Below are 15,252 nucleotides of genomic sequence, written 5' to 3'. Positions count from 1 at the left end.
CCGGCGACCTCCTGGGAATCGAGCAATCCGACACCGGAAGCTATGCCACCATCACCGACCCCTTACACACTCAAGCTGACGCTGATTTCCCAGCTCAACGGCCCTGTTCGATTGAGCAACAGCCTCTCAGGTGCGGCCCTTGGGCGAGGGCTTGCAGGGTTTGGCCGCAGGCGTCTGCAACCAGTGGTACGGCAGGGTCGCCGGCGTCCGCGATGGTGGCAAGCAGCCAGGAGAGAACCGCCGGGTCCGTCAGACTGTTCAGCGATGAGGCAAGTGCTGCGGCCGCAACTGCGGGCTGATGTCTTAGCAGGATTGTTAGGGCGATAAGTGTGCGGCGGCGGTCCTCCTGGCCGGGGTGAGCGAGCATGCCGATCAGTGCCTCGGCGAGGATGCTGTCGACCTCCGGGGTCGGGTCGTCGTCACTAGCTGCAGTGTAAAGGTCGTTTGGGTCGTCGCTTGCACTCATTCGTGGAGTCCGCGTCTCAATCACGGAGCAGGCTTCGTCCCAGGTGGCGAATGCCGCGTCGGTGGGCGGCTCGCCGGTGGTGAGAGCGCCTTCGGCGAGAGCGAAGATCACGGCCTGGGTTACTCCTGAGGAGCCGGGGAAGGTTCCGGCTACGACGCGCGTGACTTCAGATGTGACGGTGCCAAGTGCTTCATCGGGGTTGAGTTCGGTCGCGCGATGAAGCATTTCGATGCCGGTTTGGCCGCCGAAGGACATATATCCGCCTTGTCCCCGGGTATGTGTCCAGGCCAGGGTGAGTGCGACGGCGGCTAGGCGTGGCTGCTGGCGATTCTCAAGTTCCTGTCCGAGGATGGCGAGCAGCCCGCTGCGATCGAAGGTACCCACGGCGGCGGCGAGGGTGTGTAGCGCCCGCACGGCGTCAGGTTGTTTGTCGGCTTGGGCAACTTCGACGAGGCGTGTCCCGATGATCTCGGCGTATCGTTGCGCGGACCATTCGGCATCGGTTGACTCATAGGATCGGCTCCGCCACGTTCTGGTAGCGCGGGCAATTCCGACAAGTCCGCTGGGGAAATTGTCCACTGGCGTCGCTGTCGGCGGGGCGTCTGCGGTATCCAAGTCATCCGACGTAGAAGCGGTGTCGCTTGGTTCGGCGGAGGTTGCTTCGATGCCAATGCGGGGAGCGTTGGCCAGTGTTGCTGCTGAGTTGAGCTCTTGGATCACCACAGTTGTGGTTTCGGAAGACAGCCCACTGTCAGCAGTGGAAGAGGGATGTGGTCGCTCGTCAGCGCGGGCGAGAATGAGGGTGATCAGCAGGTCAGCTAGATCGGCGTCGGAGCTGGCGGTGGGAGCGGATAGTCGTTCCACTAGAACCGGGTCAGACTCCTCCAGTGGTGTCGGCAGTGCTAGGCGGAGGAGACCGGCGATGACGGGGTCGGCCTTGCGATGCCAAGCGCGCCACAGGTCCTGTAGCGCATCGTTGTAGAGGTCGTGGACGTGGCCGCAGTCCTGTAGCAAGGCCGGGACTACCAGTCGCGCCAGGGCTGCAGGGTCGGCTTGGGCCAGTGCCCTCCACCATTGGCCCCAAGCAGCGCGAGTCCCTCGACCGTCGGTGTGAACGAGTACGCGCTTGCACATCGGTTGAAGACGCGCGAGCCGGGCTCGGCCACGGATCGGATCTGCTAAGGCTAGGGTGGAGACGGGGTCCAGGACCTCGTAGATCGTGGTGTCTTTTCGGAAGCCGTATGCTGTCATCAGGCGACATGCGTCGTCCCAGAGTTCTTGTGCCCGCTCAGTATCGCCGCTTGTGAGCGCGAAACGAGCAGCCACTAAGCGGTACTCCGCCGACGTTGAGTAGTAGCGCTCACTCCCGCCTTCGGCGAGCACTTCGTCAAGCAGTTCACTGGTGGCGTGGCGACGTTCCGAATTCGTGGTGGCGTCGACGGCCAGGGAAAGTAGGAAGCGCGGTGGGATCGGGCCGACGTCTTCGCCCTGCATGGATCCCCCAAGGCCATCACTGACCTGCTTGAGGATCGCCAGAGCCGCCGACCAGTGTTCGTCATCGAGCAGGGCGACCGCACGCCGTATTGTGTCTTCGATCTGCGCACGGATCGGATACAAGTTGAATGCGTGAGGTGCGCCGTTGAAACGGGCCAGGTCACCGGTGAGCTGTCCCAGCGCCGCTAGCGCCAGACTGCTGCGGTTCTGATGATCTGCGATCTCCGCTCGCATCAGTGCCAGGGCGAACCGGAGCCAGCACCGGTACCAGCCTTCGCCTTCGAGAAGGCTCTCGACAGTTGTCAGGATCGCAGCGTTGCGCCGGGCCGCAATGGCGCACAAATCCAGCCAGGTCAGTACCTGGTCCTGCAGAGGTTGCGATTGGGAGCTTGTCACGGCGCGGGTGCCCGCGATCACGTTGGCTCGTAGCGCTGTTACGGTGGAGGAATCGAGCTTCTTGGCCGAACAACCCAGAGCAAGCAGCCGGTGGACGCTGCCTGGCTGGTAGTCGCTGACGGCGGCTTCAATGAGTTTGGCTCTTTTTTTGCGTTCTGCAGAATCTGACGGCGTGATCAGTTCGGCTAGCGTGAGGGCTGCGTGCGTCGGAGCGTTCAGCAGTTCGATGATTTCGGCAGTGAGCTGAAGTCCGAGAACGTCGACGGCGATCGGCACCGTGTCGTCGACCGGGAGGTCGCCGTCGTTCAAGAAGTCAGCAATACGTCCAGCCTGGGTCTGGTTATCGGTCTCAGCAGGTACTTGTCGAAGCTGGCCGCGAACCCAGGCGAGTTCGATGGCCCGGTCAGATGCCGGCCCGTAAGAGGTGTTGTCTGTCGCCACCCACTTGCTGAACGCGGTCACATACTCAGGCCACGGAGGGACCGCGCCTGCCTCATCCACGGCGGCGCATACCTGCAGCCCGGCCCTAGCCGGGAGAGACGGCATGCCGTCGAATAGGAGTCTGCTGGCGAAGACTTGAGGCCCAAGGAGCGCGAGCGGGACATCGACGTAGTCGGTCAGCGAGGAGTCGAGGCGCTCGTATTCGAAGGACTCGGCGGCACGGGTCAGCTCTACACATCGGATCAAGGCCGGTAGATCGTTGAGTTTGGCAGCGCTGGTGCACGAGACAGTGAGATTCGCGCTGATCGCTGACGCCGGATGTCCTGCGGCAACAGCCTTGGCTGCAAAGTCAATGCCGACCATCTCCAGGACTTCGGTGTCTCGTCCAGCCATGGCCAGCATCGGAAGCAGATATCTGAACGCACGCTCGTCCTGGTAGAAGCCACGGTCAGCGAGCCACTTGACGATGACACTGAGATTCGCCGCGAGGGCGACCGGGCTTCCGTCCATTCTGCGCCTCAAGTATCGCGCGAACGACTCGTGATACACCCGCAGACCGCCTTGCATCGCGCGGCTCACCAAGACTGGGGCGAGCGTGGCAAGCGCCTCATCGAGACGGTGATCCATCTCCGGTCTCAATTCGCACAGCTCGGCACGAGTAACAGGAAACTCAAGGAGGCCGACGAACTCAGCGACGTCCGTGCTTGGCCCTAGCCGTGCCATGAGATGGCTGTAGTAGTTTTCCAACGTGCCGTCGAACTGGGGAAGGTCACCGAGGACGGATGCTGGATCGGCCTCGCTGGTGGGCTGTCGCAGTACCTCCCGGCACAAGTAGGTTGCGTACAGCGCGTTGCGCTGAGAGCGGTCGGTGAGCGCTGACAGGAAGCTTACGGCCATCTCCTCGTCGACGACTGGGCTGGAGACATTTGCACTAGCAAGGAGTCCCAGGCGCAGAGCAAGTGTTCGCAGCTCCTTGTCGTCCAAGCCAGGAATCGGCATAGCCTGTGCGCCGATGCCTTCAAGCGGAGCGAGGTGATCACCGGGCTGGCTCAAGACGATGAGAACGCTTCCTGTCGGCAGCTCCACCGCTGCCAGCGCTGCAGCGAGCGCCGCAGACGGGTCGGTGCCGGGTGCAGATGGGAGAACCCGAGCAACATGGTCCAGGCCGTCGACGATCAAGGCGACGCGCTGGCCGGGTTGTTTCGTTGTCGCGCGTGTGACAGCCTCCACGAGGGCCAGGTCGTCGGCGGCATACCTTGGGCGCAGGTCCGAAACAAGTGTTGGATCAGCATCGGCCAGCTGGTTCAGGAGGCTGCCGAAAACGACGTCGCCGTTGACCCGTTCCTCGCGCTCATCGCGCGTGTCATTCAGGTAGCAGTAGTGCTCGGCCACCAGCCATCCATCCGCGGCCAGCTTCGCTGCCAGCTGCGCGCACGTCCACGATTTCCCCTGCCCGGGCGGTCCTGTTAGTAGCAGCGGTACACCCTGCACGGCTGCCTGGCCGGCTGCCCTCTGCACGTCCGCCACTGTTGTGGGTCGCGCAACCTCGACGGCATGGTCGACAGGATCCACTCGAGAAACCGCGCCGAAGTCCTGACGAAGCTGACCACGCTGAAGCATCAAGTCGGCCGACGGCACCACGCGCCCCTCGCGCGCCTGCCGAGCCAAGGTTACGAAAGCGTCCGCGACGTCCTCAGCAGAACGTCCCGCGTTCGGGTAGACGCCAGCGCCGATCTCCGAGCTAACCCGCGCAAGCAGAATTTGCTCCGCTACGCCAGGTTCGGTCATGCTGCCGCTTGATCGCGGCGCCTCCAGCTCGATGATCAAGCGTTCACACAGCCAAGCTAGGTCCGCGCGATCCACTCCCTTTGTTCCCGTGGAGCCAAGGAACGAGAACCGCGATCTGACGGGCTTGCCGGCTTTCGTCAGAGGAGGGCTCTTGGGCCACAAACGATCAACATCGAACCGCATGCGCTTGGTGGACATTCCCGCGACGAATGGCCCTGGATCAGGGTCGGCTACCACCAACACGTCCAGGAGCGCCTGATCGTTGGGCTCTGAATCCCGGAGCACTACCCGAAACTCGGACACGGCAGCCCCCGCACCGGGACCGTCACGGTCGGCAACGGCTGCGGCGACCAAGCGGTCGAGGCGAAGCTCGCGCTTGTCGTTCGTGAACGTCTCTACAGTGAGAGGTCTGTCGTCGTTGTCGGAGTGCTTGAACTGTGTTCGCTGTCGTCGGCGATCAGCTGTTACCACTGTGAGGTCGTCGAATCGATCTGCAGGCACTAGCTTCTTATCGACCCATACGTCGGAAATGGCGCCGAGAAGGCTGTCGACCAAGCGTGTGGCGCACAGCAGATCCTGATAGTCGTATCCTCGATGGGCAGCCTGCAGGCTTGGCACCCAAACAGGTTAAGTGAACGAGGCTCCACCCGCAGCCGTACAGTCGTAGGCGTGGTGAAAGTTCTCTAGCACAACACCGACGAGCGCATCGCAGGTCGGGCAAGTGAAAGACCCAGATATGGGACCTTCGGGCTGGTCCAGGGTGTTGCCCCTGGTAGCCGTTAGGGTTTGAGCGTGGGGCACGCGTACCGCGACGTAACACTAAAGATCCTTTTTGGGGCCGCACCCTTCTGTGCCTTTCCTGAATGTAGCGAGCCCGCCGTGTTCGGTAGCGGCGGCACCAGGAAGATCGTCCTGCAGATTGCGCACATTCGTTCGGAGAGGCCGGCGGGGCCGCGCTCCGACCCGACCTTCCCGCTTGACCTGATCGACAAGCACGGCAACCTCCTGCTTCTGCGCGGGAAGCACCACCCAGTCGTCGACGCAAACGAGTCGACGTACACGACTGGACCATCGTTCACGCGGAGCATAGCGAGGCCAATTTTCCCTCGACCACCCTGGACCATCCGTATTTAGGGCATGCGCATGAACGTGGCTCTTGCAAGGCCGTCACATACTGATCTTGAATCGACCCTGGACCCAATCCTGGACCACGCTCCTGACACCTCGCCAGATAGGGGTCGCGCGAGTGCCATCGGAATGCAAATGCGCAGCTTAGAATCCTGGGCTGGGCTTTGCTACGGGTTATTAGTGGAGCACAGCATCGATCGTCAGAGTCTGACTTCCGCGGTAGATGACCATCGTTACTTTGCTTCCCGGATTGTGATAGCGGATCAGATAGCGCACGATCGTTAAGTCTCCATGAGTGTGTATACCGTAGATCTCGACGATGTCATCTCCGACATGCAGCCCAGCGGCCTGCGCTGCGCCTCCTGCTTCGATGTCTGCAACTATGGCACCGTATTTACCGGAGGCCATCGTGATACCGAGGCTTCCTGGTGTCGGGTTAGTCGGAAGTGGCTGCGCCTTGGCCGTCAAGTTGAGAGTCTGGCCCGAGCGTTCGACGACCAGGTGCACGGTCGCGCCTTTTGTATAGCCGCTTAATTTGCTAATTGCGTCGTCAGCAGTTTGAATCTTAGCGTTACCGACCGAGAGCAACACATCGCCATGCAGGAGGCCAGCTTCGGCTGCGGCACCTCCCGGCAGTACTGTCTCAACGAGTGCTCCGCCGCCACTGCGCGTGTTGTCTGTCAAGACAATTCCCAGTCGCCCACGTCCCTGCAGGCGGGTCTGCAGGCTATAAAGTGAAGTCAGGCTATTTGAAGCAAAGACAAGTATCAGAAACAGCGTGAAGGCAGTGAATTTATTATCCCAGTTGTGACCGGAAACCATGCGTCGGGCTGTAGCGTCGCTCAGTTTGGTCGCCAAGGCGCGCTTCTCATGGCGTGTCGACATATCGAGAGGGTGCCGTTCAAGAGCTCGCGGGTCCGGCAGATTTGTCCGGAATATCATGTCGCTCAAATACATCGGCCAATCCTTGGATTCTGGCGATGTCTGGCGGGCGATCCACGCTTGAGCGCCGCTGCCCTGTTCTAGCAATGCTGCGTAGACAACGTGCGAAGGTAGGACAGTTTCGTCGCGCAGGGCATCGCGGACCGCGATACCGCGGCGTAGCACGTTAGCGAGGGGGACCGTAACGCACACCTCCCTGTCCACGGCCCACAGGGTTACAGTCCCCAGTCCGGTTTCATCGATCGGGCCGGGCAGCACAGGCCAGGTGAGTTCGCTTGCGAGTAGGAAAGATCCCCAGGGTTCGTCGTCGATGTCGAAAACAGACCGAAGCAGGCCGAGGGTGCTTACCGGTTGCCGCAGACTTTGCTGCTGTGCGTGTGCCAGGGTGCGTTGGAGAGCCTGGCCGAGCTGATCGGAGTCGAAGACTCCGCTTGTCGTCTGTTCGCTAGCCGGGGTTCCGTCGGATTCCCAGTGGACAGGCAGGTTGGGCGCGGATGGACGCAGGGGCGTAGTGGCCGTCGGCGCGACGGACCAGCATGTCAATCCAGCGAATTGAGAGGGCGGAAGCTCAGACAGTAAGGGGGTGCCCTTGAGCCTGCGTTGGGCTTCGCGGAGTGCTCGGGCTGCCGGAGTTGTAGGCAGGAGAGTAATCAGCTCGGCTAGCAGGCCGGCGGACCGGACATCGGGAATCGGAGCGGTACCGCCGATGACGAAGTCGGCTCCTCGCTGGATACAGGCGATCGGGAAGCCAGTCGGCTCGCGGCCGACCTTCAGATCCACTCCACCGATCCAGCACGCGCCGAGTACAACGGTGCGAGGCCACGCGAAGCTGAGTGCAGCACGAGTCGACAAGATCGACTGGTCTCTGAGACGTACGAACCGGCCAAACCCGGGAGCCGCCCCGTATCCGCTCTCAGGGGAGCCATGGACGGAGATTGATATGACGTCGATCGATCGGTCCCCAGTGAGGTGGGTTTCGAGTTCCTGCCTTGTCTGGGTCTCGATCAGGTCAACTACGTGGGATGGGTGGGTACGCCATTGCTCGAGCTCGGCGGAGGTTGCGCCCAGTGCCTCGTCGTCCACATGTATGACTACAGACATCGGGCCGTGAGCGGGAGGTGCTGCGTACTCATTGCCTGACACGCGAAGCATGCCGAATGAGGGCGCGAAGGTCACGGTGGCGTGTTCGAGCAGGAGACGGCCACTGCGCGCCGGCAGCGCACTGATGGGAAGATTCGAGAGTGGTCCATCGGGCACGATGACGAGCTCGAGTTCTGCCGGATCGTCGGGGCAGATCACATCCCACCACGCCTCGGGGAACAAGGCGTGAGATAGTTCGCGCCAGACCTGATCGCTAAGCGGGTTGGAGTAGACATCTGTTACATCCGCCGGATCACCGTCAGCAAGGATGTTCAGAACCCCTCCAGGTTCACGCCATGCGGCGAGCTCCGGGTCCGTGCCCGGCGGGGGCAGCGTGACGCTGTGCACGCGCATCCTCCCGGAAGCTGTGATCATTGCGGCATTGATTCGCCAGCGACCACCCGAGCCTTTCGCGCATTGGTAGACCACCCCGACGCGCCCTCCGAGACGCTCACAGACCTCCCGCATGTCTACAGCCATCGGCGCAGGGGCGTCGCCGCGTAGCTGACTTGCGATCAGCTCATCGATCATCGATGCCAGATCCGCAAGCCGCGTGCGTGCCGCATCCGTCATCTGCGCCCCGGGGCCCGCGTCCAGACGTACACGCGCCTCCTCGACCTGCAACTGAGCGATTTGGCCGTCGATGCCTGGATCTGTTGTCGTCCCGGAGGCCAGCAGGTCTGCGGTCAAGGTGCGATGGAGAGATTCGAGCAGCCATACGCCGAGCTCGCCCGCCTTCGCGTGCTGGTAGCTGATGCCCTGGGTGCACACGTCGAAGACGGCATCGATGATCGCTGACTGTTCGGCGATATAGTGAGCTCGGTCCTCTTCCTCGCGGAGAAGGCCACGCCCGCGCTCGATGATCTCCAGGCCGACTCGGATGAGATCGAGGGCATGGCTCTCCTGATCCGGCGTGCTGTACCCGCCGTAGATGCCGGCGATGAAGCCGTATGCAAGGCAGCGGGCTGCGCGGGCGAGATAGCGCTGGCCGAGGAATATCTGTTGGCGAAGCTCCTCCGAGGCGTCGAGGTAGGCGGCCATGGCCTCAGGGAAGTCTTCATGCCGGAAGGCGACGCTAGCGACGAGCTCGAAGGCCAATCCTCGTACTGCCGCCATGCTCTCAAAGCTTGTGTCGTCCTCCCGCAGTTCGGCCAGCAGTATCTCGGGAAGCCCAGCGACCTTATATGCCAGATCGACGGCGCGTCCGGGTCGATCATCGGCCAGGGTGCGGGCCTCGATGATAAGGCTGAACACGACCGCGTTGACTTGGCGGCGCCAAATGGCTGCAATTCGCATGCGCGTGGACCATTGCACCATGTCGATCGTGTCGGCAGGGGGTACCCCCAGGCCCGTACCGAGATCGATGGCGGATTCGAGGATAAACGCCTGTAGTTCGGCAGGGATTCGGTGTGCTCTACGTGCGGCGTGAACCAATTCGCCATGAGCTTCGACCTTTCGGCCGACAGCTTGGAGCAACAGTGCGTGCGCCGCCTGCAGGGCCGGTTGGCGTGCGAGTCGAGTGTCTTTCCGGGCGTTGCGCACGACTCTCTCGGCTTCTGCAAGTTCCGCGTGGAGCAGCAGGTAGTCGACGCCGCGAGCGATGCAGTAGGCCGCCGTCCGCGAGTCTTTGCGGCGCAAGAAGTACTTTGCCGCATCGTGCATCGTGGTTTCGGCGATGTTCGTCGTGGCTGCGAGACCCACCGGATAGGCCTTGTTAGTCGAATCCAGCCACGATCGGCCCCAGATCAGAAACGTTGCACGGCGCGACGGACGGAAGCCTGTGGTGGTCGGTCGTCGCAGCGGACTGCCCGGCCCTTGCGAGCGTCGCCTTCGGACGCGGACTGCGACGAGCACCGCTGCGGCTAGCGGGACGTAAAGCGCCAGCGGTCCGCCTGGAAGGCGGGTCATACTACTGACCGCGATCGCCAAGACCGTGACATACAGGACTGATTGGCCGAATAGTCCGCGCATCGACTCTGGGTCCATCATGCGTGCGCCCACGCGCAGGCCCATGAGGAAGACGCAACCGGCTACCACTGCCGGCATGGTGGGGATCATCACGTCGTTCGTCCACCAACTGATCAAACCCGTCGATTCGAGGACCTCGGCCCTCGTGGGCGTAGCATCGTTGACGAGGATCTCCCACGCTATGACTGCTGCCACGAAAAACGCGGTAGCTGTCAGGTCATCTAGCACGTGGCGTAATGCGAGGATCCACTTGTAGACAAGCGGTTCCGTCAACAGCCTTACGCCCCACGGCGTGTTCTTCTCTTGCGTCGAAGTCGCCTCCACCTGAATCCCCTCCCGAAACGGCCTCAGCGTCTATATGCTTGCGTAAACGTGTGCCGTAGGAGGGGAAATGGGCCAAGTCGCAGGCGGTGGGACGAATCCGCGATCGGAAGCCTTGATCGAGATCACGGTCCCGATCACCGACGGGGAGTTCTTCGTCTTCTTCGCCGACGATGCTTCGCGGCTGCCAAGCGAAAATGCCGTTCAAGAGCTGAAGGCGGCTGCCTGGCGCTACCGGGCCGAGGCGCATCGCGATCCACAGAGCTTCGCCGAGGTAGCCGTCGTGAGCGGCATGATCGGCAACGCTGCTTGGGCAGCCTCCGCCCGCGGATTCGTAGCGATTCGTGCCTACTGGCAACGCCTCAGCGGACACCACCAGACTGTCGATGCCGCCGCCGTCTTTGAGCTGGTTACACGCACCTGCCTGAGTACTTTAGGGAAAGTGCCCGATCACTTCAACCAGGCAGAGATCCTCCAGGGCTCGGATGGAAGTTGGCAGGGTGAATTCACTGTCGGCACGACCGCCATCACAGTGCAGGTCGACGAAAGCGGCCGGCTTCTGCACTGGACGCAACGCGGCTAGGAGTCGGTCGACTGTATGAGCTGCGCAAGTTGAGGCATCGTTCTGAGTACGCGGCGCGAGGCTCTGGCTGATATCGCACGCGATCAGTTATGGCCAATGCTGCCGGTAGATAGCGGCCGATTGGGACGGGTCGCAATCGCCGACAAGTGGTTGATGGATCCTTCGGCGAATGCGGGCCGATGCTCACTGGTGCAACCTCTAGGAGGCCTGTGCGGTCCAGGGGTACGACTCTAACGGTTCCGCAGCGCATGCTGAACGAAGCGCCACCGGAACGGACCGGTCCGACTCTTACTGCAGGTCAGAGGCTCTTTGCGAAGCCAACCCTGGACCACTGCCTGGACCACGACCTGGACCCATCCCTGGACCTCGGCCGATCGCATCGCTCGACGCCCGTTATGCCCTTTAGGTGAACAAGCAAGTACTGCCGTTTGGATCAGGGATGGTCCAGGGAAGGTCCAGGGTAGGTACCGGACGGGGCTGTCACAGGCTGACAGCGAATGACATCAGGATGCCCATCTATTTGGACAGGATGGCATCGAATACCCTAGGGTAATCACGGCCGCCAGCAAGCGCCGTCTCTTAATCCGCGGGTCTCGAGTCCAAGTCTCCCCCGGAGTCTCCCCGTCCGACCTGGGCGTTTCACACTAATCGCACTACTCTCCCGATGGCCGGTGGGTCCCGGGTGGGGCCGAGGCGCGCCAGCACACCACCCGAGACTAGTTGTCTCAATCCATGAGATTCCTACCCGCTGCGGAAATCAGAGGGCTGTTATACCGCGGCCGTCATGGGCTCCGGGCCGTCATCGTCAGGTTTGACCGGCAGACGCTGCTGGGCATTCGCGGAGGTTTGTTTCCCACGCGCTCTCCGGCCACGGCTCGCCGTGCTGCGGTGAGCACGGTGATCGGGCTTGTCGGCGCGGCGGATCCGTCGGGTTCCGGGCACAAGGCGCCCGGCTTTGAGGATGAGTGAGGCGGTGTCCTCGGCGGCCTTTCGGGCCACCTCCGGCAGCACGCTGACATAGGTGTCGGCGGTGGTGACGATCGAGGCGTGCCCTAGTTGGTCCTGCACGACTTTAAGATCTGCCCCGGCCTGTAGCGCCAGTGACGCCGCGCCGTGGCGGAGGTCGTGAAGCCGCACCGGTGGCAGGCCGGAGTTGTCGAGCAGCTTCAAGAAGACCCGGGTCAGCCGGTCCGGTGTCAGCGGCGTGCCGGCGGTTGTCGTGAACACGAACCCCGACGGTGCAACGCCGAGTTGCTCATGTTCTCTCTGCTGCTGCACCCGGTGTCTGCGCAGCACCGCCACGGTGGTGCGGTCCAGCGCCACAACCCGTCGCGACGTCGGCGTCTTGGTGGGGCACTGCACCACCCGGCCGCCGATGTTCTGCAGCTGGTGTGTCACGAACAGGGTCGCCGAGTCCAGGTCCAGGTCGCACCAGCGCAGCCCTGCGGCCTCGCCGCGGCGCAGCCCGCGCAACGCGATCAGGTGGAACACCGCATACAGCCGGTGGTCTCGAATCCCGGCCAGGAACGTGGCGGTCTGCCCTGCCGTCCACACCGCTACTGTCGGCCGCTCCCCCGTCGCCTGCCACACCGCGATCCGGTCCGGTGTCCACACCACCGCCAGCGGACGGCGGATCCGCGGCAGCCGAACCGCCTTGGCGGGGTTCGCATCGATCAACTGCTCCCGCAAAGCGGCGTTCAACGCCGTGCGTAGCGTTGCGTGGATCCGCTGCACGGTGGCATCGGTGACCGGACGACCCCACACCGCAGAATGCCGACGCACACCGGCCAGCATCGCCTCCACCTGCCGCGGGCTCAGCGCGGCCAGCGGCACCGCACCCAGATACGGGATCAGGTGGTTGGCGCAGATCGCCTGATAGGAGCGCAGGGTCGACGGCCGCACCGTGATCCGTGTGTCCAGCCACGTGTTCAACCATTCCCGCACCAGAACCCCAGCCGACGCCGTAGACGCCGGCCCGAGCAGTTCCTCCAACGCCTCACAAGCTGCCGCCCGGGAGGTGAACCCGCCACGACGCATTCGGCGCCGGCCCGCAGTTCCGGCCGGCAGCTCCACCGCCACGTACCAGGAGCCGTGCCCGCGCTCGCCGAGTCGCGGACACCGCGAACCCCACTTCGTCGACGAACCCGGTATGCGACATCCACATCGCTTGAATACAGACCCCTGAGACACCGAAGACATGCTGACGGTCACCGACCTTTCCCGAGGGACATCGGCGCGGCGATCACCGCGACGGAACAGCGATCCCCCGGTCAGATCCCGCAGACGTCCTTCCTGGCCCGAACCTCACCCTGCCCCGGCAAGCCGATTGCTCCGATCAGCCCATTATCACGCCTGGCTCCTGCGATATCGCTGACAGTGACAGCGATATCAACTCTGCCTCAAGTACTTGACATATAGGCCCATGCAGAGCGTTCATGGATCCCGCACCGGTGATCATCGGATTCCGCCCCCAGGCGATCCGATGCCTTGACCTCCACTGCTAACGATTCACATCTCGGCCTGACCATCACGCGCAGTCGAGACCACACCTGACCAATCCACTCGTGAAAGGGGGCCTGCATGGCCAACAATCCGATCTTCAAGAAGTGCGGCTGCCGAGCCCCGGTCCTGGACCCCGATGGCCATCCAATCCTCGGCGCCGACGGCAAGCCGCGGATGCGCCGTCTGGGCTCGGGCTGCCCGCAACTCCGCCGGGCTGGTGGCCGCTGGAACTCCAACCACGGCAGCTGGCACTTCCAGATGGAAGTAGCCACCGCACCCGACACACCACGTGCGCACCTGACCCAGGGCGGGATCACCACCTTCGACAAAGCCCAAGAAGCCGTCGAGCGGATCCGGGCACTGGTAGCGATCGCCGACGAGCTCGACGACGTCCCCGGCGCGGCGGACAAACTGCGGGCGGACATCGTGGAGCGGATCCGGGTGGCATTGAAGGCGAAGGCCCCGCTGCCGGAGGTGGAAGAGATCCGAAAAGCCGCACGGCTCGGTCAGCCGGTGTTGAACAAACTCACCGTCGGCGAATGGCTCACCGAATGGATCGGCGCGAAGTCCAGCCTGTCTCGCGGCACCATCGTCAGCTACCGAACCCACATCAACAACTACCTCAACCCCCACCTCGGACAGATCCCGCTGGATCGCCTGCGGGTCGCACACGTGCACGCCGTGTTCACCGCGATCGCCACCGAGGCCGAGACAATCCAAGTCGCAAACGCCACACGGCGCGAGGTCACAACTGCCATCACGCTGGCCCGAAAACGCGGCGATCGCCAGACGGTGCGCGAGTTGAAGACGAAACTGGCTTCGATGCCGGATTTTCGCAGACCAGCGAACGCCGCCACCCGGCAGCGGATCCGCGCCACCCTCCGCTCGGGACTTTCGGCAGCATGCGCTCAGCAATTGATCACCGTGAACGTCGCCGCCCTCGCTGATCTCGAACCCGGGAAACGACCGAAGGCTCTTGTCTGGACACCGGTCCGAGAAGCCCGATGGCGCGAGAACGGGCAGGCACCCTCGGCAGTAATGGTGTGGACCAGGAACCAGACCGCAGCGTTCCTGCAGCGAGCCAAGGGACACGAGTTCTACGCCTTGTTTCACTTGATCGCGTTCACCGGGCTGCGGCGCGGCGAAGCCCTCGGGCAACGATGGGTCGACCTCGACCTGAGTGCGAAAACCATGAGCGTGGTCCAGCAAGTCACCGAAGTCGACGGCGAGATCTACACCAGCACCCCGAAATCAGACGCGGGCGAGCGGGACGTCGCTTTGGACGACACCACCGTCGCCGCGATCAAGGCGTGGCGCCGACACCAAGCCGAGCTGCGGTTAGCCGCCGGCCCGGACTGGCAGGACACCGGGCTGGTGTTCACCACCGCCGATGGCGGCGAGCTCACACCGTCATGGGTCAGCGACCAGTTCCGACTGCTCATCACCGAAGCCGACCTGCCACCGATCCGCCTCCACGACCTCCGCCACGGCGCCGCGACCCTGGCTCTCGCGGCTGGCATCGACGTCAAGGTGGTCTCCGAGATGCTCGGACACTCGACCACCACGATTACCCGAGACACCTACACCAGCGTATTCGATGAGTTGAAGCATGACGCCGCCAACGCCATCGCCCACGCCATCAACACCGCCACATGACACCCACGCCAACAGGCGCGAACGACACCGGCCGCAGGGACACAATGTCCCTGCGGCCGGTTTTTCGTGCTCCACAGTGCGCCACGCGCCGCACCAATCGGGTCGCCGTGTCGATGCCCAGGTCAGCGGCCGCATCAAAGCCCGACTACGGCGTCTCCGAGCCCACTTTGAGCCCACCCTGGACCATCCCTGGACCATTTGCCTGACAGGTCGTCAAGATGTCTAGTCCAGTCGAGGTTCAGATCCACAAAACACCAGGTCATCGGTATAGTCGATACGACTCGATCTGTGCCCCCGGCAGGATTCGAACCTGCGACCATCGGATTAGAAGTCCGGTGCTCTATCCACTGAGCTACGAGGGCCTGGCGGCGACGCGGGCTCATCTTAGCGGGTCGGGGGTGGGTTCCAGCCTGATGTTTCCGGGGGG

5 protein-coding genes and 1 tRNA gene are annotated in these 15,252 nt (G+C 63.1%); 2 read left to right on the top strand and 4 right to left on the bottom strand.

Annotated elements, in window-relative coordinates; all coding sequences use genetic code 11:
* Window positions 1-94: 94 nt before the first annotated feature.
* Both GWK61_RS43730 and GWK61_RS60135 read right to left on the bottom strand, forming a co-directional pair.
* Window positions 95-5,203 (bottom strand): P-loop domain-containing protein, encoded by a 5,109-nt coding sequence (locus GWK61_RS43730; protein WP_194918188.1) that lies wholly within the window; start codon window positions 5,201-5,203, stop codon window positions 95-97.
* Window positions 5,204-5,890: 687 nt separating this feature from the next.
* Window positions 5,891-10,087 carry a PDZ domain-containing protein gene (locus GWK61_RS60135; RefSeq protein WP_194918186.1) on the bottom strand — a complete coding sequence of 1,399 codons (4,197 nt, stop codon included), beginning with the start codon at window positions 10,085-10,087 and terminating at the stop codon, window positions 5,891-5,893.
* Between the two features lie 67 nt (window positions 10,088-10,154).
* On the opposite strand from GWK61_RS60135, the gene GWK61_RS43720 reads away from it, so the two are divergent.
* Window positions 10,155-10,667: a hypothetical protein gene (locus tag GWK61_RS43720; protein WP_194918184.1), complete on the top strand. Its 513-nt coding sequence runs from the start codon at window positions 10,155-10,157 to the stop codon at window positions 10,665-10,667.
* 768 nt (window positions 10,668-11,435) lie between these two features.
* Here the strand turns inward: GWK61_RS43720 and GWK61_RS43715 are convergent.
* Window positions 11,436-12,611, bottom strand: a complete 1,176-nt coding sequence (locus GWK61_RS43715) for a tyrosine-type recombinase/integrase (RefSeq protein ID WP_194918182.1) — start codon at window positions 12,609-12,611, stop codon at window positions 11,436-11,438.
* Between the two features lie 816 nt (window positions 12,612-13,427).
* On the opposite strand from GWK61_RS43715, the gene GWK61_RS43710 reads away from it, so the two are divergent.
* Complete coding sequence (locus GWK61_RS43710) at window positions 13,428-14,825, top strand: tyrosine-type recombinase/integrase (protein WP_194918179.1); 1,398 nt, start codon at window positions 13,428-13,430, stop codon at window positions 14,823-14,825.
* Window positions 14,826-15,114: 289 nt separating this feature from the next.
* Here the strand turns inward: GWK61_RS43710 and GWK61_RS43705 are convergent.
* Window positions 15,115-15,187: transfer RNA gene (locus GWK61_RS43705), tRNA-Arg, on the bottom strand.
* Window positions 15,188-15,252 lie beyond the last annotated feature (65 nt).

The sequence above is a fragment of the Catenulispora rubra genome, from assembly GCF_015356825.1.
Classification (GTDB): Bacteria; Actinomycetota; Actinomycetes; order Streptomycetales; family Catenulisporaceae; genus Catenulispora; species Catenulispora rubra.
This window is presented reverse-complemented; position numbering and strand designations above follow the sequence as displayed.

Coding starts and splice junctions, on each gene's coding strand:
- GWK61_RS43720 (WP_194918184.1), top strand. CDS start 10,155: ATGGGCCAAGTCGCAGGCGGTGGGACGAATCCGCGATCGGAAGCCTTG.
- GWK61_RS43710 (WP_194918179.1), top strand. CDS start 13,428: ATGGAAGTAGCCACCGCACCCGACACACCACGTGCGCACCTGACCCAG.